At 66.0% G+C, this 19,134-nt stretch carries 19 protein-coding genes; 8 read left to right on the top strand and 11 right to left on the bottom strand.

Translation table 11 applies throughout. From position 1 onward, the window contains the following. Nucleotides 1–143 precede the first annotated feature (143 nt). A complete protein-coding gene (locus B7G54_RS07940) occupies nucleotides 144–1,184 on the top strand; it encodes a bifunctional nicotinamide-nucleotide adenylyltransferase/Nudix hydroxylase (protein ID WP_085038588.1) in 1,041 nt (346 codons plus the stop codon). A gap of 73 nt (nucleotides 1,185–1,257) precedes the next feature. After that, on the top strand, nucleotides 1,258–2,691 hold the full coding sequence (locus tag B7G54_RS07935; RefSeq protein ID WP_085038587.1) for a nicotinate phosphoribosyltransferase: 1,434 nt from the start codon (nucleotides 1,258–1,260) through the stop codon (nucleotides 2,689–2,691). A gap of 1,002 nt (nucleotides 2,692–3,693) precedes the next feature. On the opposite strand, the gene B7G54_RS07925 is transcribed toward B7G54_RS07935, so the two are convergent. Then, nucleotides 3,694–5,169, bottom strand: a complete 1,476-nt coding sequence (locus B7G54_RS07925; RefSeq protein ID WP_085038585.1) for an aminotransferase-like domain-containing protein — start codon at nucleotides 5,167–5,169, stop codon at nucleotides 3,694–3,696. Nucleotides 5,170–5,296: 127 nt separating this feature from the next. On the opposite strand from B7G54_RS07925, the gene B7G54_RS07920 reads away from it, so the two are divergent. Continuing rightward, complete coding sequence (locus B7G54_RS07920) at nucleotides 5,297–6,184, top strand: DMT family transporter (RefSeq protein WP_085038584.1); 888 nt, start codon at nucleotides 5,297–5,299, stop codon at nucleotides 6,182–6,184. Nucleotides 6,185–6,245: 61 nt separating this feature from the next. Here the strand turns inward: B7G54_RS07920 and B7G54_RS07915 are convergent, their stop codons facing one another. After that, entirely contained in the window at nucleotides 6,246–6,614 is a 369-nt protein-coding gene (locus tag B7G54_RS07915; RefSeq protein ID WP_085038583.1) for a VOC family protein, read from the bottom strand. Nucleotides 6,615–6,691: 77 nt separating this feature from the next. Here B7G54_RS07915 and B7G54_RS07910 point away from each other — a divergent pair, with 77 nt between their 5' ends. Continuing rightward, a complete protein-coding gene (locus B7G54_RS07910; protein ID WP_085038845.1) occupies nucleotides 6,692–7,393 on the top strand; it encodes a helix-turn-helix transcriptional regulator in 702 nt (233 codons plus the stop codon). An 85-nt stretch (nucleotides 7,394–7,478) separates the two neighbouring features. Here B7G54_RS07910 and B7G54_RS07905 read toward each other — a convergent pair whose 3' ends face one another. From B7G54_RS07905 to lysA, 6 genes are all read right to left on the bottom strand, one after another. Further along, nucleotides 7,479–7,823, bottom strand: coding sequence for a DUF3088 domain-containing protein (locus tag B7G54_RS07905; RefSeq protein ID WP_085038582.1), 345 nt, complete (start codon nucleotides 7,821–7,823; stop codon nucleotides 7,479–7,481). Between the two features lie 69 nt (nucleotides 7,824–7,892). Further along, complete coding sequence (gene metC / locus B7G54_RS07900) at nucleotides 7,893–9,074, bottom strand: cystathionine beta-lyase (protein WP_085038581.1); 1,182 nt, start codon at nucleotides 9,072–9,074, stop codon at nucleotides 7,893–7,895. A gap of 50 nt (nucleotides 9,075–9,124) precedes the next feature. Next, nucleotides 9,125–9,850: an amino acid ABC transporter ATP-binding protein gene (locus B7G54_RS07895; protein WP_085038580.1), complete on the bottom strand. Its 726-nt coding sequence runs from the start codon at nucleotides 9,848–9,850 to the stop codon at nucleotides 9,125–9,127. A gap of 44 nt (nucleotides 9,851–9,894) precedes the next feature. Next, nucleotides 9,895–10,554, bottom strand: a complete 660-nt coding sequence (locus B7G54_RS07890) for an amino acid ABC transporter permease (RefSeq protein ID WP_085038579.1) — start codon at nucleotides 10,552–10,554, stop codon at nucleotides 9,895–9,897. A 67-nt stretch (nucleotides 10,555–10,621) separates the two neighbouring features. After that, nucleotides 10,622–11,422 (bottom strand): transporter substrate-binding domain-containing protein, encoded by an 801-nt coding sequence (locus B7G54_RS07885; protein WP_085038578.1) that lies wholly within the window; start codon nucleotides 11,420–11,422, stop codon nucleotides 10,622–10,624. 588 nt (nucleotides 11,423–12,010) lie between these two features. Beyond that, nucleotides 12,011–13,249: a diaminopimelate decarboxylase gene (gene lysA / locus B7G54_RS07880; RefSeq protein WP_085038577.1), complete on the bottom strand. Its 1,239-nt coding sequence runs from the start codon at nucleotides 13,247–13,249 to the stop codon at nucleotides 12,011–12,013. 109 nt (nucleotides 13,250–13,358) lie between these two features. Here lysA and B7G54_RS07875 point away from each other — a divergent pair, with 109 nt between their 5' ends. After that, nucleotides 13,359–14,273, top strand: coding sequence for a LysR family transcriptional regulator (locus B7G54_RS07875; RefSeq protein ID WP_085038576.1), 915 nt, complete (start codon nucleotides 13,359–13,361; stop codon nucleotides 14,271–14,273). Between the two features lie 55 nt (nucleotides 14,274–14,328). Further along, nucleotides 14,329–14,928, top strand: a complete 600-nt coding sequence (locus B7G54_RS07870; protein ID WP_085038575.1) for a GNAT family N-acetyltransferase — start codon at nucleotides 14,329–14,331, stop codon at nucleotides 14,926–14,928. Nucleotides 14,929–15,034: 106 nt separating this feature from the next. Here the strand turns inward: B7G54_RS07870 and B7G54_RS07865 are convergent, their stop codons facing one another. Then, the gene (locus tag B7G54_RS07865) at nucleotides 15,035–15,613 is read right to left on the bottom strand and encodes a DUF4142 domain-containing protein (protein WP_085038574.1); all 579 of its coding nucleotides are present in this window, start codon (nucleotides 15,611–15,613) and stop codon (nucleotides 15,035–15,037) included. Between the two features lie 394 nt (nucleotides 15,614–16,007). Next, nucleotides 16,008–16,631, bottom strand: coding sequence for an HAD hydrolase-like protein (locus B7G54_RS07860; protein ID WP_085038573.1), 624 nt, complete (start codon nucleotides 16,629–16,631; stop codon nucleotides 16,008–16,010). 144 nt (nucleotides 16,632–16,775) lie between these two features. On the opposite strand from B7G54_RS07860, the gene B7G54_RS39615 reads away from it, so the two are divergent. Together B7G54_RS39615 and B7G54_RS39610 are read left to right on the top strand one after the other, a co-directional pair. Continuing rightward, nucleotides 16,776–17,219 (top strand): GNAT family N-acetyltransferase, encoded by a 444-nt coding sequence (locus B7G54_RS39615; protein ID WP_244289286.1) that lies wholly within the window; start codon nucleotides 16,776–16,778, stop codon nucleotides 17,217–17,219. Nucleotides 17,220–17,276: 57 nt separating this feature from the next. Continuing rightward, entirely contained in the window at nucleotides 17,277–17,495 is a 219-nt protein-coding gene (locus tag B7G54_RS39610; protein ID WP_175931766.1) for a DUF1653 domain-containing protein, read from the top strand. A 51-nt stretch (nucleotides 17,496–17,546) separates the two neighbouring features. Here B7G54_RS39610 and B7G54_RS07850 read toward each other — a convergent pair whose 3' ends face one another. Beyond that, complete coding sequence (locus B7G54_RS07850) at nucleotides 17,547–18,758, bottom strand: winged helix-turn-helix domain-containing protein (RefSeq protein ID WP_085038572.1); 1,212 nt, start codon at nucleotides 18,756–18,758, stop codon at nucleotides 17,547–17,549. Nucleotides 18,759–19,134: the final 376 nt, after the last annotated feature.

The raw sequence follows: 19,134 nt of genomic DNA, 5'->3' as shown, positions 1-19,134 counted from the left end.
GTGTAACCCGCCAATGCCGCGCATTTCTTCAGACTTCGTCAAGTCGAGGAGGGGCTCGATTGACGTCCCTCGGGATTTCCCCTAGGATTCGTTTCAACCCTTCGGGAAAGACCCGAAGCGTTTCAATCTCTTGAGGGAGCCTCATGAGTACGCAACAGAACCGGCGCTTCGACGCGCTCGTTTTCATTGGTCGTTTCCAGCCTCCGCATCGTGGTCACCTGAACGTGCTGAAGTCGGCACTGAGCCGGGCCGAGCGCGTGTGCGTGCTGATCGGGTCGACCGACAAGCCCCGCACCATCAAGGATCCGTTCTCGTTCGACGAGCGCCGCCAGATGCTGGCTTCGCTGCTCGACGCGTCCGAGCGCGACCGCGTCACGATCGCGCCGCTGCAGGATTCGACCTACAACGACGGCGACTGGGTGCGCTGGGTGCAGGATGCCGTGGCGTCCGCGCTTGGCGACATCGCGCAGCGCAAGGTCGGGCTGATCGGCCACGAGAAGGACGCCACTTCGTATTACCTGCGGATGTTCCCGCAATGGGAGCTCGTCGACGTCGATGCGACCGAAGACATTTCCGCCACCGAGATCCGCGACCAGTATTTCGCCGAACGCACCAACAGCTTCGTGCAGTGGGCGGTGCCGGAACCCGTGTTCGGCTGGCTCGAGCGTTTCCGCACGCAGCCGGAATTCGCGCAGCTGAAATCGGAAGCCGAATTCATCGCCGCGTATCGCAAGGCATGGGCGGCCGCGCCGTATCCCGTCACGTTCGTGACGGTCGACGCGGTGGTCGTGCACTCGGGCCATATCCTGCTCGTGCGCCGCCGCAGCGAGCCGGGCCGCGGCCTGTGGGCGCTGCCGGGCGGGTTCGTGAACCAGGACGAGCGGCTCGACGCGGCCTGTATCCGCGAGCTGCGCGAGGAAACCGGGCTGAAGCTTCCCGAGCCCGTGCTGCGCGGCTCGATCAAGGATCGCCAGGTGTTCGATCACCCGACGCGTTCGCTGCGCGGCCGCACGATCACGCACGCGTGCCTGTTCAACTTCCCGACCGGCGAGCTGCCGCGCGTGAAGGGCAGCGACGATGCCGACAAGGCGCGCTGGGTGCCGCTCAACGAATTCGCGCAGATGCGCAACGTGATGTTCGAGGATCACTTCGACATCGCTTATCACTTCCTGGGGAAGCTGTGACTCGCTGATTCCCCGCATTCCGTCCGCCGCGACAGACGCGGCGGCACTTCAACGGCCTAGAGGAGCTCTAGCCATGCAAAACGATCTCGGCGGCTTTGCCGCGGTTCTCGCCAATCCGATCCTCAACACGGATTCGTACAAGGCTTCCCACTTCCTGCAATATCCGCCCGACGCGTCGGCGATGTTCTCGTACGTCGAATCGCGCGGCGGCCGCTACGACCGTACGGTGTTCTTCGGCCTGCAGATGCTGCTGAAGGAATATCTGTGCAAGCCCGTCACGCACGCGATGATCGACGATGCGCGCGATTTCTTCGCGGTGCACGGCGAGCCGTTCAACGAAGCGGGGTGGCGCACCATCGTCGAACGCTACGACGGGTACCTGCCGGTGAAGATCCGCGCGGTACCCGAGGGTTCGGTCGTGCCGGTGCACAACGCGCTGATGACGGTCGAATGCGACGACCCGCAGGTGTTCTGGCTCGCGTCGTATCTCGAGACGATGCTGCTGCGCGTGTGGTATCCGGTGACGGTCGCGACGCGCAGCTGGCACCTGCGGCAGACGATCCGCCGCTTCCTCGAAAAGACCGACGACGATCTCTCACAACTGCCGTTCAAGCTGCACGATTTCGGCGCGCGCGGCGTATCGAGTGCGGAGTCGGCCGCGATCGGCGGCGCGGCACACCTCGTGAACTTCATGGGCTCGGACACGGTGCTCGGCGTGCTGGCCGCGAACCGCTTCTATCGCGAGCCGATGGCCGCGTACTCGGTGCCGGCGGCCGAGCACAGCACGATCACGTCGTGGGGGCGCGAACGCGAAGCCGATGCATACCGGAACATGATCGAGCGCTTCGGCATGCCCGGTGCGATCGTATCGGTCGTGTCGGACTCCTACGATCTGTTCGCGGCGCTCGAGATGTGGGGCGGCCCGCTGCGCCAGGCGGTGCTCGATTCCGGCGCGACGCTCGTCGTGCGGCCCGATTCGGGCGACCCGGTGACGATCGTGCTGCAGACCGTGCGCGCGCTCGACGCATCGTTCGGCTCGACCGTGAACGGCAAGGGGCGGCGCGTGCTGAATCGCGTGCGCGTGATCCAGGGCGACGGCGTCGACGAGCTGTCGATCGAAGCGATTCTTTCCGCGCTCGACGACGCGGGTTATGCGGCCGGCAACGTCGTGTTCGGCATGGGCGGCGGGTTGCTGCAGCAGGTGAATCGCGACACGCAGCGTTTCGCGATGAAGTGCTCGGCGATCCGGCGCGGCGGCGTGTGGCACGACGTCTGCAAGGATCCGGTCACCGATCAGCGCAAGCGCTCGAAGAGGGGCCGGCTCACGCTGCTGCGCAATCGCCGTACCGGTGAGTATCGGACGACGACGCTGCCCGTCGCGTGGGACGACCGGATGCTGGAAGGCGAGTGGGAGGAGGCGCTGGAAACGGTGTTCGATACGGGGCGCCTGCTCGTCGATACGTCGTTTGCGGAAGTGCGGGCGAGGGCGCACGCGGCGGAGGTGTGAAGTGGGCGGGGGAGGCGGCGCGAGAGGTGCGGGTCACCCGTCGCCCACGCGACGCGATCGTGATGTCGTTGAGCGGCGGACTACCTCAGCGAAGTGCTCTGGATGTCGGCGTGATGTGCGGATCGCTGCACAGGTGCCGACTCCATCGTTGCAAAACGGCACCAGTGTCAGTCCGATCTGAAGATAGCCTTCGTAACCGGCGCTGTCTTTCCATTTCTGCAATCTTGATGCGATCCTCGTTAGGGATCGCATCGGAATTGAACGGGGCGCTGTCGAGCAAGTCTTCGGAAACGGTACAGGCCGTGGATGACATCGAAAACGAGGGGCAGGACCAGATCGCGACACTGATCACGCGTGCAAGAATTGTCACCCCAGGATCCTGTCGTCAAAGAATGAAATGTAGCAGGCGAGACTCTCGGCGTTATCGATCGCGACATCCGTGTGTGTCTGAGCCCAATACTTCAGACCGGTGCCGAACCCGTATATTTCGTCGTTTGAGTCGAACGTATCGATGTAGTGTGTGCACTCATGAATCAGGACTTTCAGTTTGCAGTTGGTGGAAAGCCGAGCATCGGGAAGCATGCAGAAATGCGGGTAGATTGCGATTATTCGCGTGTGTGAATCGGGTTTGCATACCGCGGCATCCGTGATCCCGTTATCGGGAAACACAGTGCACGTGATGTTTCTCTGCGTCTGCTTGTCCCACCTGATGACATTCTCGGGATTCAGTTCCTGCATGACGCGAGGCAATCCATTCATCGCAGTCTTCTTGGCGCGTGGTGCCGCGTGATTCGAAGTTTTCGCTCATTGATTCGATAGTTATCCGGAAGAGGTGGAAAACTATCGGATGACTAAGATATGTTCGTCCATTGGACGTGTACGATTTTTGAAACGAGGTATCCCAAGCGACACGCTGTATCGGATCTCGGTTAGCCAGACTTCAGACGACGGAGGCAAATTGCCGATCCATTCCGTAATTGTCTGCCCAATAGCCGGGTTCCATCATTCCACAGCGGGGACGCGTCCATCCGCATCCGCCTGCATGCCACTGCATTCTTCGGCCCGCGCCGCCTCCATCGCCCGCGCCAGCGCATCGAACACCGCCGGCCCCTTGCAGCGCGACACGTTGAAACGCAGGTACGACGTCGCGCTGTGCGACGCGCTGAACACGTTGCCGGGCGCGAGCACCACATCGTGGTCCAGCGCATGGCGTGCGACGCGCGCGGCGTCGAGCCCGTCGGGCAACGCCGCCCACACGAACAGGCCGCCGCGCGGCTCCGTCCAGGTCCGTAGCCCGGCGCGCGCGACGCGGCGGAGCGTTTCGCCCATCGCGTCCGCGAGGCGCGCGCGCAGGCTGTCGACATGGCGCCGGTACGTGCCGTCGATGAGCAACCTGTGTACGACGTTCGCACCGATCTGCGCATGGCCGAACGACGTCGCGAGCTTCAGGTCGACGAGCGCCTCGATCCATTCCGGGCGCGCAGCGACGTATCCGCAGCGGATCGCGGCCGACAGCGTCTTCGAGAAGCTGCCGATCGACACGACGCGCGACAGCCCGTCGAAGGCCGCGAGGCGCGGCGCGGGCGTGCTCTCGAAGTCGGCAAAGATGTCGTCCTCGACGATCAGCAGGCCATGCTCGGCCGCAAGCGTCAGCAGCCGGTGCGCGACGGGCGCCGATAGCGTCGCGCCGGTCGGGTTGTGCAGCGCCGCGTTAGTGATGTACAGGCGTGGCCGATGCTCGGCGAGCACCTGCTCGAAGCGCGCGAGATCCGGGCCGTTCGGCGTGTACGGGACGCTGACGATCCGCGCACGGTGCGCGCGCAGCAGTGCCTGGAAGTTGAAGTAGCACGGATCGTCGAGCACGACCGTATCGCCCGGCTCGAGCAGCAGGCGGCAGACGAGATCGAGCGCGTGCGAGCCGCCGTCGGTCAGCATGATCTGCGCAGGTTCGGCCTGGACGCCGTGCTGCGCGAGCCGCCAGGCGAGCTGTTGGCGCATCGCGGGCAGGCCGAGCGGCGTCGCGTAGTCGGTCAGCGCGTCGGATTCGTCGCGTGATGCGGCGCGCAGCGCGCGGCGCAGGCTTTCGTCCGGCAGCCACGATGGCGGCAGCCACCCGCAACCGGGCTTCACGGACGTCGGCGCCGCCTCGAGCGACTGGCGCGACAGCCACAGCGGATCGAGCCCGCGATCGAGCCGCGGGCCGAGATCGGCGAGCGCGAGCGGCGGCGCGTGCCCCGACACATAGAAACCCGAGCCGCGCCGCGCGACGAGCACGCCTTCGCTCGCGAGCCGCTCGTACGCATCGACGACGGTCGATTTCGATACGCCCAGCCCGTCCGCCATCATCCGGATCGACGGCACGCGCGCGCCGGGCATCAGCGCGCGGCTCGCAATCCGGGCGCGCAACGTATCCATCACGGTTTCCACGCGCGTGCGCGACGGGGTGGGCGGAACGGGAAGCGGGGCGGCCTGGCTCATGGGGGAAGAATGAACTGTACGGCCGGTTGTCCAGTACAGTTTGTCCGAATTGTATTGGGCTGTAGCTTACGCGCTTTTCACGGGCGGCGGATCATCGGAGATCCACTTTCCCCGTTCAGGATTTCCCGTGCAAAAGACGACCGACGGATGGCTCAGCGGCCTGCTGGGCGTGATCATCTTCAGTGGCTCGCTGCCTGCGACGCGTGTCGCGGTGCAGGGGCTCGACCCGCTGTTCCTCACGTTCGCGCGCGCGACGATCGCCGGCGCGCTCGGCCTCGCGTTGCTCGTCACGCTTAAGCAGAAGCGGCCCACGCGCGCCGAGACCGTGTCGCTCGTCATCGTCGCGCTCGGGGTCGTGGTCGGTTTTCCGTTGCTGACCGCGCTTGCGCTGAAGCACGTGACCTCTGCGCACGCGATCGTGTTCGTCGGGCTGCTGCCGCTCGCGACCGCGCTGTTCGGCGTGTGGCGCGGCGGCGAACGGCCGAGGCTGCCGTTCTGGATCTTCTCGATCGTCGGCAGCGGTGCGGTGGCCGCGTTTGCGCTGCGCAACGGCGGCCAGGCGTCGGTGGTCGGCGATGCGCTGATGCTGGCCGCGATCGTCGCATGCGGGCTGGGCTACGCGGAAGGCGCACGCCTGTCGCGCCAGCTCGGCGGGTGGCAGGTGATCTCGTGGGCGCTCGTGCTGTCGCTGCCGCTGATGCTGCCGCTGACGTGGCTCACGTGGCCCGCGTCGTTCGACGGCGTCGATGCCGCTGCGCTGTGGGGGCTCGCGTACGTGTCGCTGTTCAGCATGCTGATCGGCTTCGTGTTCTGGTATCGCGGGCTCGCGCTCGGCGGGATCGCGAGCGTCGGCCAGTTGCAACTGCTGCAGCCGTTCTTCGGCCTGCTGCTGGCGGCCGGGCTGCTGCACGAGACGGTGCCGCCGTCGATGGTCGTGGTGACCGTCGTCGTGGTCGGTTGCGTGGCGGGCGCGAAGTACTTCTCGAAAATGGCACCCGTGCAGCGCGCGGGGTGACGGGCGGGCCTGAACGAAGGAGCGGGCGAGGCCGGTCGACGGCCCGCCCGCATGCCCGCGCTTACTTGTCCGGCATGCACACGCGCAACCGGTGCCCGTCCGGGTCGAGCGCGACGAACGTCAGGCCGAACACGGCCGTCATGGGCGCCTGCTCGAACGGCACGCCAAGCGCCGTCCACGCTTCATACAGGCGCCGGACTTCGCGGTCGTCGTCGACCATGAACGAGAGTTCCGAACGGTGGCCGGCGCCGCCCGATACGAAATCGCGCGCGCTGGTCGACCACAGGCCCAGATGCAGCCCGTTGTCGAACGTGAATGCCGCATAGGTGGGAAACGCGGCGACGGGCGGGCGCCCGAGCAGGCGCTCGTAGAACTGCGCGCTGCGCGCCGGGTCCTCGACATACAGAAGAACGAGATTCGGGGAAGTCATGCGGAGCCGTCCTGGGATCGATTAAGATGCGTCCCATTCTAGGAATGGATGCTGTCAGAAAGTGGCAGCATGGAACGATGACGCGCGCCGAACGATTGCTCTCGCTGCTGCAGGTGCTGCGGCGCCACCACCGCCCGGTGAGCGGCCGCGTGCTGGCCGGGGAACTCGGCATCAGCCTCCGCACGGTCTATCGCGATATCGCGTCGCTGCAGGCGCAGGGCGCGGATATCGACGGCGAGCCGGGTGTCGGCTATGTGCTGCGCGCCGGGTTCATGCTGCCGCCGTTGATGTTTTCTCAAACGGAACTGGAAGCGCTGATGCTCGGTTTTCGCTGGGTCGGAAAGTTCGCGGACGCGCAGCTCACGACGGCTGCCGCCGATGCACTCGCGAAGATCTCCGCGGTGCTGCCTGCCGAATTGCGCCGCGAGATGGAATGCACGACGCTGCTCGTCGGCCCGCGCACGATCGTGGATCGGGAAACCGTCGACATGGGTGTCGTGCGCGCGGCGATCCGGACCGAAAGCAAGCTCTGGATCCGCTACGCGGGCGAGGGCCGGAAAACGCTCGATGAACGGATCGTGTGGCCATTCGCGCTCGGCTATTTCAATGACGTGCGGATCGTGGCGGCGTGGTGCGAAGGCCGGGACGATTTCCGGCATTTCCGGACGGATCGCATCGTCGCGCTGGAACCGCTGGATACGCGTTATCCGCGGCGGCGTGCGGCGTTGCTGAAGGCGTGGCGCGCGGCAGGCGCCGACCTGCGAGTGACGGTGAGCTAGTGTGCGGCTGGCGACGAGACGGAGAACGGGCCGCGCATCGCGCGCCCCGTTCCATGCCGTCGCCGGACAGCACACGCCTGTGTGGTTACGCGACGTGCGCCACCCCATACTGCGACGACAGATACCGCCGGATATCAGCAGGCGAATCGATGAAGCGCCGGCCGTTGTGCTCCCGAATCGCGAGGGTGTCGTCATCCGGTACCTGTCCGTTGCCGAGCACGAGTACCGGCGCCGACTGGTTGTCCGCGCCGATCAGCGCGACGATCGGCTGGCGAGGGCGCGGTGCGTCGATGTATTCGACGTCGACAGCGTCGCGCAACCGCGGATAGAAGCTCAGCAGTCCCTCGACGGAAACCGAATCGCCGCAGTAGAACGGACCTTCGGAGTCCTTGAAGAAATCCGGGCGGAGAATGAAAAGCTTGTCTTTCATGATGGTCTCGCTAAGGGTTGGGGAAACGGGTGAATAAAACGTGATGCGGTGGGGCTGGATCGCCGGATTTCACGCTTCCGCGAGCGCGGCGGCGCGCATCCTTGCGAAACCGGCGGCGAGGTCGGCGATCATGTCGTCGGGATGCTCGAGCCCCGCGTGAATCCGCAGCAGCGGGCCTGTCGCGGCCCATTGCGTGGCGGTGCGGTGGCGCGACGGATTCGACGGGATGATCAGACTTTCGAAGCCGCCCCAGCTATACCCCATGCCGAAGCACGTCATTCCGTCGAGCAGCGCACGCACCGCATCGTCGGGCTGCGGATGCAGCACCACGCCGAATAGCCCGCATGCGCCGGTGAAATCGCGCTGCCACAGCGCGTGGCCCGGATCGCCGTGCCGTGCCGGATACAGGATTTGCGCGACTTCCGGCTGTTTCGCGAGCCATTCGATCAGCACATGGGCGTTGCGCTGGTGCCGCTCGAGCCGGACCGACAGCGTACGCAGGCCGCGCAGTGCGAGATACGCGTCGTCGCCGCTGACGGTCATCCCGAGTTGGCGGTAGAAGCGCGTGACTCTTGGCGCGAGCGCCTCGGTCGTCAGGATCGCCCCCATCAGCACGTCGGAGTGTCCGGCGATGTATTTTGTCGCTGCATGAATCGACACGTCGACGCCACGCGAAAACGAGCGGAAATTCAGCGGCGTGCCCCATGTGTTGTCGAGCAGCACGACGGCGCCGTGCCGGTGCGCGACGCGGCTGATGGCCGGGATGTCCTGTACCTCGAAGGTCAGCGAGCCCGGCGATTCGGCGAATGCCGCGCGTGTGTTCGGCCGCATCAGCGACGCGATGTCCGCGCCGATCGACGGATCGTAGTATGTCGTCTCGATGCCGAGGCGCACGAGCGTCTCGTCGCAGAACGCGCGTGTCGGGTCGTACACGGAATCGACCATCAGCAGATGATCGCCCGGATTCAGCACGGCGAGCAGCGCGGTCGTGATTGCGCTAAGGCCGCTCGGTGTCAGTAGTGCGGCGTGCGCGCCTTCGAGCCGCGCGAGCGCCTTCTCGAGCGCGCGCGTGGTCGGGCTGCCGTGGCGCCCGTATGCGAGCGGCGTGCCGCGGACGGCGTCGAGCGCGTCGGTGCCGTGAAAGAGCAGCGTCGACTGGCGATAGACAGGCGGGTTCACGGGCGAACCGGGCTGGCCGTGCGAGCGGCCTTCATGGGCGAGAACGGTGTCGGTCGAATGCAGGTGGTTCAAGATGTCTCCTTTGAGTGTCGGTCAATCGAAGCGGGGCAGCCGTCGCGCGGTCAATGCAGGATCTTGTCGAGGAAGTCGCGCGCGCGTTCGGAGCGCGGCGCGGCGAAGAACCGGTCGCTTGCGGCGTCCTCGACCACCGCGCCCTGGTCCATGAAGATCACGCGATGCGCGACCTTCCGCGCGAAGCCCATTTCATGCGTCACGCAGACCATCGTCATCCCGTCGCGCGCCAGCTCGACCATGACGTCGAGCACTTCGTTGATCATTTCGGGATCGAGCGCGGAGGTCGGTTCGTCGAACAGCATCGCGACCGGGTTCATCGACAGTGCGCGCGCGATCGCGACGCGCTGCTGCTGTCCGCCGGACAACTGCCCCGGATACTTGTGTGCGTGCGCCTTCAGCCCGACGCGATCGAGCAGCTTCATGCCGTTCTCGACGGCCTCGTCCTTGCGGCGGCCGAGCACCTTGACCTGCGCAAGCGTCAGGTTTTCAGTGATGGACAGGTGCGGAAACAGCTCGAAATGCTGGAACACCATGCCGACGCGGGCGCGCAATTGCGCGAGCTTCGCGGCAGGGTCGCCGAGCCGCATCCCGTCGACGGTAATGCTGCCTTTCTGGAACGGCTCGAGACCGTTGATCGTCTTGATGAGCGTCGATTTTCCGGAGCCCGACGGGCCGCACACGACGACCACTTCGCCTTTCGAGACCGCGGCAGTACATGCCGAGAGGACCTGATGCTTGCCATACCATTTCGATACGTTGTCGAGCGTGATCATGTTCTGTCCATCGTTGAGGTTCAGGGTGAAGGGGCAGCCCGCGTTCAATGCGTGGACGGCAGCGCGAGGCGCGTCTCGACGCGGCCTTGAAGCCGCGTGAGCAGCGTGCTCAGCACCCAGTAGATCGCGGCAGCGGCGAGATAGAGCGGCAACGGCTGGAAGGTCGCCGCGATCACTTCCTGGGTCGAGCGCAGCAATTCGGTGACGGTGATCACGGAGACGAGCGACGTGTCCTTGATCAGGCTGATCAGCGTGTTGCCGAGGCTCGGCACGGCGAGGCGCAGCGCTTGCGGGCAGACGATGTAGCGCAATGTCTGCACGTGCGTGAGGCCGAGGCTGTGTGCGGCCGCCCATTGTCCGCGTCCGATGCCGAGGATCGCGCCGCGCATGCTTTCCGACAGATAGGCGCCCGCGTTGAGCGTCAGCGTGAAGATGCCTGCCGTCGTCGGGTCGAGCGTGATGCCGAGATCGGGCAGCCCGTAGTAGACGACGAACATCTGCACGAGCAGCGGCGTGCCGCGCATCAGGCTGACATAGCCCTGCGCAAACGCCGCCGCGAGCCGGTTACTGCCGATCCGCATGATCGCTATCGCGAGCCCCAGGATGAGGCCGAGCGCCATCGACGCCACGGCGAATTTCAGCGTGAGCACCGCGCCCTTGACCATCACGGGCAGCGTATGAACGACCAGTTCGAGTGCTTCCATCACGTGTCTCCTGATTGTGTGCCCGGCGGCCCGCGCATGCGTGCGCGCGGGCGCGGGGCGGGCTGCGTTATTGCGTCACCGGCCTGGACGTATCGGTGCCGAACCACTGCATCGAGATCTTCTTCAGCGTGCCGTCCTGCTGCAGCGATGCGACTACATCGTCGATCGCCTTCGCGAATTTCGGATTGCCCTTGCGGAACGGGATGCCCATCCGGTCTTCTCCGCCCGCGAGCACGGAGCCGGGGCGCAGCGGCAGGTGTGAGTTCTTGATCAGGTAGCTGAGCATCAGGCGATCGTTGACCGCCGCGTCGATCCGCCCCGCCGCGAGGTCGCGCAGATTCTCGGGAGTGCCCGGGTAGACCTGCAGGTCGATCGAAGGCACGGTCTTGACGAGATCGACGTAGTTGCTGCCCATCGTCACACCGACCTTCTTGCCTTTCAGTTCGTCGAGCGACTTGAATGCGCGTGTGTCGTTTTGCCGTTGCAGCAGCTGCGCGGACGAGTACACGTACGGCGCGCTGAAGTCGAGCGCCTGCTGGCGCGACGGTGTGATCGCGACCTGGTTGACGATCACGTCGAACTTGCCGGCCTGCAGGCCGGCAAGAATCCCGCTCCATTCGGTCGTCACGAACTGCGGTTTCACGCCGAGGCGGGCGGCAACCGCCTTCGCGACGTCGACGTCGAAGCCTTCGAGCTGGCCGTCGGCATTGCGGTAGTCGAACGGCGGGTAGGTGCCTTCGAGTGCGATCTTCAGCACACCGGCCTGCTTGACGGTGTCGAGCAGGTCGGCCGCGTGCGATGTCGCGGTCGCGATGCAGAGGAGGGCGGCCGCGATGCCGTGCTTGAGCGTCGGGGTGAAGTGCTTCATGGTTGTCTCCGTGGTTGTTGTCGAAAATTCAGGGTGTGCGACGCCGCGGCGACGGGCGGCGTCGCCGTGAGCGGGAAGTCGGTGAAGCGTGAGGCGGCGAGCGTCGCTGTCCGCCGTGCGCGATGCCGTGCGTTACGGCATGCGTTCGTGGGCGATGCAGGGCCGGAGCGCGTACGGATGGATGAGGCAGGTGCGCGAGCAGCAGCGAAGGCCGGCGTGCGCGGCGAAGCGTTCAAGCGTGCGATTCATGATTGCCCGTGCAGCATTGCGAGTGTGGTGGGCCGGACGCATCGTCGATGCGTATCCGGCGACAGGAATGCGGTGCGACTGAGGGCAATCTTAGTTTTGTCAAAAGGGAATGTGTTTCCAAAGATGCGTGCACTTTTCACGCGACGTGGAATGTTTTTCTCTGCGTGCGAGCGGTGGCGCATGCGATCTGCTGCGGTTGCGCGCGATGAGAAGGATCAGGTGCTACGGTGCGGGCGGACGGTTGCGCCTGGGTGCGCTCGGGCCGTGTCGAAAAGCAAAACGGCCAGGCTGCCGTTAGCGGCAAGCCTGGCCGTTGGCCTTCGTCACGCGGGATGCGCGTTACTCGAACGTTTCGAGCGCGAGCAATTCGTCGATCGTCTGCCGGCGGCGGATCAATCGCGGCGCGCCGCGATCGACGAGCACTTCCGGCGCGAGCGGCCGACTGTTGTAGTTCGAGGACATCGACGCGCCGTACGCGCCCGCGTCGTGCAGGAACAGCAGGTCGCCGATCTGCGGCTGCGCCAGCTTGCGGTGCGTGACCACGCCGCCCGCGTCCTGCGTGAACACGTCGCCCGATTCGCACAGCGGCCCCGCGATCGCGAGATCGACGAGCGGCCGGCCGGCCGGCAGCGCGCCATCGTGCGTGTGCACGGACACCGCGTGGTAGCTGCCGTACATCGACGGGCGCATCAGGTCGTTGAAGCCCGCGTCGATCAGCACGAAATCGTGCTTCGGCCGGCGGTTGACGGCCTGCACTTCGGTGACGAGCGTGCCGGCCTCGGCGACGAGGAAGCGGCCCGGTTCGATCTCGATGCGCACCGGGTGGCCGAGATGCTGCTCGATCCGCTTGCGCGCGGCGTCCCACTGGCTGAAGTAGTGACCGACGTCGACGCGCGGCTCGCCGTCGCGATACGGGATCGACAGGCCGCCGCCAGCCGAGATCGCGTCGATGTCGTGGCCGAGCGACGTGACGAGGTCGACCATCGCGTCGCACACCTGCGACAGGTGGCCGTAGTCGACGCCCGAACCGATATGCATGTGGATGCCGACGAGCTTCAGCCCGTACTGGCGCACGATCTCGATCGCACGCGGCACGTCGTCGATCCAGATGCCGTGCTTGCTCTGGGGGCCGCCGGTGTTGGTCTTGTTGCTGTGGCCGTGGCCGAAACCGGGGTTGACGCGCAGCCACACGCGGTGGCCCGGTGCGTGCTCGCCGATGCGCGCGAGCATGTCGAGCGAACCGGCGTTCACGGTCACGCCATGCTTCAGCACGGCCGCGAGCGTCGGGCGGTCGATCAGGTCGGCCGTGAACACGACGCCTTCCGGCTCGCCGGAAGGGCTGAACCCGGCCGCGAGGCTGCGTTCGATCTCGCCGAGCGACACGGCGTCGACGCACGCGCCTTCCTCGCGCATCAGCTTCAGGATATGGATGTTCGAGTTCGCCTTCTGCGCATAGCGGATCACGTCGAACTGACGCAGTTGGGCGATGCGGTCGCGGATGACGTCGGCGTCGTACACCCACAGCGGGGTGCCGTATTGCTGCGCGAGCGTCGCGAGCTGGCGGGAATCGAGGGACATGGCAGATGAATCGGAACGAATGAACGGATAGCCTGAATGATGCGCCTGATTGGCTATACAGTAAAATGCCTGTTTATCAAGATTCGATTCATATTTGATATACAGGATCATGCTCACGCACCGCCATATCGAGGTCTTTCGCGCGCTGATGGTCACCGGCAGCACGACGCGCGCGGCCGAGATGCTCTTTACGTCGCAACCGACGATCAGCCGCGAGCTCGCGCGAATGGAGCAGGTCGTCGGCTTCGCGCTGTTCGAGCGCACGCACGGCCGGCTGCGGCCGACGATGGCCGCGCTCACGTTGTTCGACGACGTGCGGCTCGCGTATGTGGGTCTGGAACGTGTCGCGGAGACCGCCGCGCGGCTGCGCGAGTTTCGCGACGGCCAGCTGTCGGTGATCGCGCTGCCGGCGTTCTCGCACGCGATCCTGCCCGGTGCGTGCCGGCGTTTTCACGACGCACATGCGGGCGTCAGCGTGTCGGTTGCGACGCAGGAATCGCCGGTGCTCGAAGAGTGGCTGACCGCACAGCGTTACGACCTCGGGCTGACCGAGCGCGACGTCGCGCCCGCCGGCACCGTGCTCACAGCGCTGCTCGAAGTCGACGAAGTGTGCGTGCTGCCCGACGGCCATCCGCTGCTCGCGCAGGATGCGATCGATCTGCTGGATCTCGCCGATCGTCCGTTCGTGAGCCTGTCGCTGAATGATCCGTACCGCATCCTGATCGACGAGGCGTTCGCGCAGCTCGGCGTGGCGCCGCGCTCGGTCGTCGACACACCGTCGGCCGTGTCGGTGTGCGCGTTCGTGCGGCAGGGGCTCGGCGCCGCGATCGTCAATCCGCTGACCGCGCTCGACTTCGTCGGGCGCGACCTGCACGTGCGGCCGCTCACGCGGTCGTTTCCGTACCGGGTCAGCATGATCGTGCCCGAGCACCGGCCGAAGAGCCTGCTTCTCGATGCGTTTGCCGGCGCACTGCGCGGCGAGGCGAAGGCGATCCGCCGCCGGTTGGCCACGCTCCTCGGCTGAGGCGGCCGTATGATGGGCGTTTCGCCGTCATCGTCGCCTCTTTCCGGAACCCTTCATGACCGACGTTTCTGCTTCCGTCGAACAACCGATCCTCACCGGCGAACACGTCGCACTGAGGCCGCTCGACCGGTCCGACCGGCAGGCGCTGCTGGACGCTGCCGCCGATGGCCAGTTGTGGAACCTGAAAGTCACGGTCGTGCCGGGCCCGGACACGATCGACGCCTATGTCGACACGGCGTTGCAGGGGCATGCAGCCGGCACCGTGATGCCGTTTGCGATCGTCGATCGCGCGTCGGGCCGCGTGATCGGCAGCACGCGCTTCTGGAAGATCGACCGCAAGAACCGCAAGCTCGAGATCGGCCATACGTGGCTGAGCGAATCGGCGCAGCGCACGCGCGCGAATACCGAAGCGAAATGGTTGCTGCTGGGCTATGCGTTCGACGTGCTGCAATGCGTGCGGGTGCAGTTCACGACCGACGAGCTGAACGAGAAATCGCGTGCGGCGATCCTGCGGCTCGGTGCGAAGCAGGAAGGAATCGTGCGGCACGAACGGATCATGCCGGATGGCCGCAAGCGCAATTCGGTGCGCTTCAGCATCATCGACGACGAATGGCCGGAAGTGCGTGCGCGGTTGCTGGCGAAGCTCGTGCCATAACGCGTAACGCGTGGCGTTTGAAGCGCGTCGCGCCGCCGGAACGGGTGCGGCGACGCGACGACGGGGTAAGCAGTGCGCCGCGCGCGATGCGCGGCGTTGCGGCGCGTTACTGCGCCGAGGCGAGGTGGTGGCGTTCTGCGAGCTTCTGCGCGTCGGCGTAGTGCTTCTGCAGGATCGGCAGCGACTGGCGTGCGACTTCCTTCAGCTTCGTGTCGCGGCCCGATGCGATCTCGGCCTGGAATGCCGAGATGGTCTTCTGCTGGCCGGCGAGCGCGACCTGCTCGATATACGCCTTGTCGAACTCGGCGCCGCGCAGGCTCTTGATGCTGTTCAGCACGGCCGTGTCGGGGTCGTTGGCCGGTACGTCGACGCCGCGCGGGCTGGCTGCGCGCATCGCCTGGATGATCTTTTCATCGTCGGTCGACACGCGTTGCGCGAATGCCTTGACCTGGCTGTCCGACGTGCGCGCATCGGCGATGCGTGCAGCGTCGTGCTGGGTCGAGACAGTCTTCGTGCCATCCGTGATGAACGCCTGGTCGGCTTCGTGGATACGCGTCGCGGCAGCGGCCGGCGCAGCAGGCGCGGCGGGTGCCGGTTGTGCGGTTTGCGCGGTCGCCGTCACGGCGACGAGAAGCAGGCCAGCGGCAGACAAAGCAAGGCGCGAGATGTGGGGAAAGCGGTTCATGGGACCTCCTTTCGATCGGGGCTCTGGTTGAAAAACGGATCAGGTGACCCGTCGCTGTGCGAGAGACCGGGCGCGCCCGGGCCGGATTCGACCGCCGCTCTGCCGCGGCGCCGGTCGAGGTGTTTCCCGGCCCGACTGATTCTAGGAGAGCGACCCGGTAGCAGGTGCAACCGCGCTGTGGTTTGTGTAACGGTTGGTAAGACGAATCGATGAGCCGGCACGCGGGCAGGTATTGCGTACCTGTTGCGTGCGTGGCGGCGGCAATTTTTGCGCGCATGCGGCCTGCGAGATGCACGTGGGTGTCATCTGCTGTTCATCGTCGTGCTGAGGTGCCGTGCGAGGTCGTGCGCGTCGAGCAATGGGGCGAGCCCGGCGCACGATGCACTTGCATGCGTCACACGCGATCGAGCAATGCGTCGAGACGGGGCAGCAATGGCGTTGCGCAATGCGCCTGCAACGCGTCCGGTGCGGTGTAGCCCCACGCGACGCCCTGGAATGCGATACGCGCGCGTCGTGCCGCGTCGGCGTCGCGGATTTCATCACCGACATACAGCACTTCGTCGTTGCGCACGCCGGCCTCATGAACGAGCGCGCGCAGGCGGCGTGCCTTGCCGAACAGCGGAATGCCGCACGCGAAATACTCGACACGGCTGCCGGCGCGCGGGCCGAGCCGGTCGCGCACGATCTCCTCGGTGTTCGACGTGGCGATCGCGATGCGGATGCCGCGCGCGGCGAGCGCGTCGAACGTTTCGTCGACGCCGGGGAACAATGCCACGTGCGCGACGCGCGGCTGCATCAGGCGACGCATGTCGATCGTCACGCGCGGCACTTTCCATATCGGTACGTCGAGGGCGCGAATGATGTCGCGCGCCGACATGCCGCGCAGCGCCGGCCGCAGCTCGGGCGTGGCGTCGCGAAAGCCGTGCAGGCGCGACGCTTCCGACAGCGCCGCGAGAAAGCTGTCGAGCGAATCGGCAAGCGTGCCGTCGAAGTCGAATGCGATGAGGCGATAGGGCATGAAGCGGCGTGGCGAGTTTATTGGGCAGCCGACATTGTCACCGAATCAGGTGGGCCGATGCCATCGAGCGGCGCCGCTTGTAGCCCCGCACGCCGCGCGGTATCGTCGACGTTTCGTCTTCCACGACACCGACCGGAGACCGACGTGCCTGCTGCCACCCCCGCCACGCTGAGATTTTCCACCGACAAGCGCGAACTCGACGTCGACGCGATCTTCGACTTCCTGCATCGCGACGCGTACTGGTCGCAGGGCATTCCGCGCGACGTGGTCGAGCGTGCGATCGAGGGCTCGCTGTGCTTTGGCGCCTACGTGGGCGACCGGCTCGTCGGCTTCGCGCGGCTCGTCACCGATCATGCGACGTTCGCGTACCTGTGCGACGTGTTCGTGCTGCCGGCCGAACGCGGCAACGGCTACGGCCGTGCATTGATCGACCACGTGTTCGCGCAGGAGATGGTGCAGGGCCTGCGTCGCATCATGCTCGTGACGTCCGATGCGCACGAGCTGTACCGGCCCGTCGGCTTCGGGCCGGCTGCGAATCCCGAGCGGGTGATGGAGATCCGCCGCCCGGACATCTACGCGCAACGCTGACGCGCGGTGCAGCGCATACAATACGCGCTTTCCGTTTTTGCCGAAGAGAAGCCCATCATGACCGAACAGGAAGCCGAACAGCTCGCGACGCATCGCCATTACAAGGGCGGGCTGTACCGCTACATCGGCGTTGCCCGCCATTCCGAAACCGAGGAATCGGTAGTCGTGTACGAACACCTGTGGCCGCATGCGCGCGGCCTGTGGGTGCGGCCGGAAGCAATGTTCAACGGGACCCTCGAAGACGGCACGCCGCGTTTTCGCAAGCTGCGCGACTGATCGGCGGCCGGCGGCGCGCGGCGCCGCCTTGCGAGCCGGCTGCGTGACCGACTACGCGCCGGCCAGCGCCTTCACCAGCTCAGGCGGGGCCTGCCGGGCCGTGACTTCCGGCGTGCCGTGCCATGCCGCGAGCTTTTTCACCGCCTTCGCGACATCGGCTGCGAGCCCCGAGCCGAACCGCACGCCCGGCTCGACATGCACGGCCTTCAGTTCGAACGTGCCGAGCGTGCGATGCGCCTTTGCGTCGATGCGCCCGACCAGCCGGCCGCGATGCAGCACGGGCAGGCAGAAATAGCCGTAACGCCGCTTGTGCCCGGGCGTATAGCATTCGATCGTGTAATCGAAATCGAACAGCACCGAGGCACGCCGCCGGTCCCACACGACCGGGTCGAACGGCGACAGCAGCGTCGTGACCGTCGAGCGCAGCGTGTCGGCCTCCGCTGCCGGCAGCAGCGCTTCGAGCGAGCGATGCACGTAGGCCGGCTCCTTCCAGTCTTCAATTGCCACCGGGATCAGGTCGCCCGCGTCCGCGAGCTGCTCGAGCTCCGCGCGGTACGAACGGCGCGGCAGCCGATAGTAGTCGGCTACCCAGTCGGCGCGCACGACGCCGAGCGCGCGGCACGTGTAATCGAGCAGCGCGGGCAGCACGGTGTGGCGCGGCGGCAGGTCGCGCATATCGTCCCAGTCGGGCAGCACGCGCTCGCGTATGTCGTACACGCGCTGGAAATTGCGGCGTTCCGACACCATCAGGTCGCCCGTCGTGAACAGCACTTCCAGGTGGCGCTTCTCGGGCTTGCGATCCCACCAGCCGTTGCCTTTCACGCCATCCTCGCGGGCGAAATCGGCCGACCGCACGGGCCCCTCGGCGCGAATCCGCGCGAGCAGCCGCTCGATGTCGGGACGATTCTGCTCATGCCACTCGGCTGCGTATTTCCAGCCCATCCCCGACGGATCGAGCATCTTGTAGCGCATCAGGCCGAACTGCTCGACCGGCAGGAAGCACGCTTCGTGCGACCAGTATTCGAACAGGCGCGCTTCGGCGAGATGTTCGTCGAGCCACTGCGGCGAGAAATCGCCGAGACGGCTGAACAGCACGAGATACGGGCTGCGCGCGACGACGTGGATGGTATCGATCTGCAGCTGCGCCATCCGGCGGATCGTGTCGAGCACGTCGGATTTGGTCGCCTTGCGGCGGGGCGGCGTCAGCAGGCCCTGCGCGGCGAGATGCAGCGCGCGGGCGGCGGCGGTCGAGAGCGTAAGCATCGGAAGGGCGGCCGGGAGTGATGGTCGGGAACCACTTTAGCGCGAAAGCGGCGCGCGCGTGCGCGCTGCCGATGCACCGTGTCTGACAATGGTTGACAGATGCATTTCGCAAGTTTCCCTATAGTGCAGTGCATGGCGCGACGATCAATGCGCGCAACGATTTTGCTTCCGACGCACATATGTCCATGGCACGCAGGAAGCGAATCCGGGATTCTCAACCCCCATCGGGAGACCCGGAGCCCTGAGCGGACATCCATGCGGCTGTGCACCGGCCCCGTGTGGATGTCCGCTGATTTTTTTGGTTTTTCCGGTTTGTTTCGCGGGCGGCTTTCCTCTCTGCCCGTTCGGCCCCTTCCGCTATTTCCCGCTCGTCCGC

The organism is Burkholderia puraquae (assembly GCF_002099195.1).
GTDB classification, from domain to species: domain Bacteria; phylum Pseudomonadota; class Gammaproteobacteria; order Burkholderiales; family Burkholderiaceae; genus Burkholderia; species Burkholderia puraquae.
The sequence above is the reverse complement of the archived record's forward strand: the minus strand, read 5'-3'. Positions and strand labels throughout refer to the sequence as shown.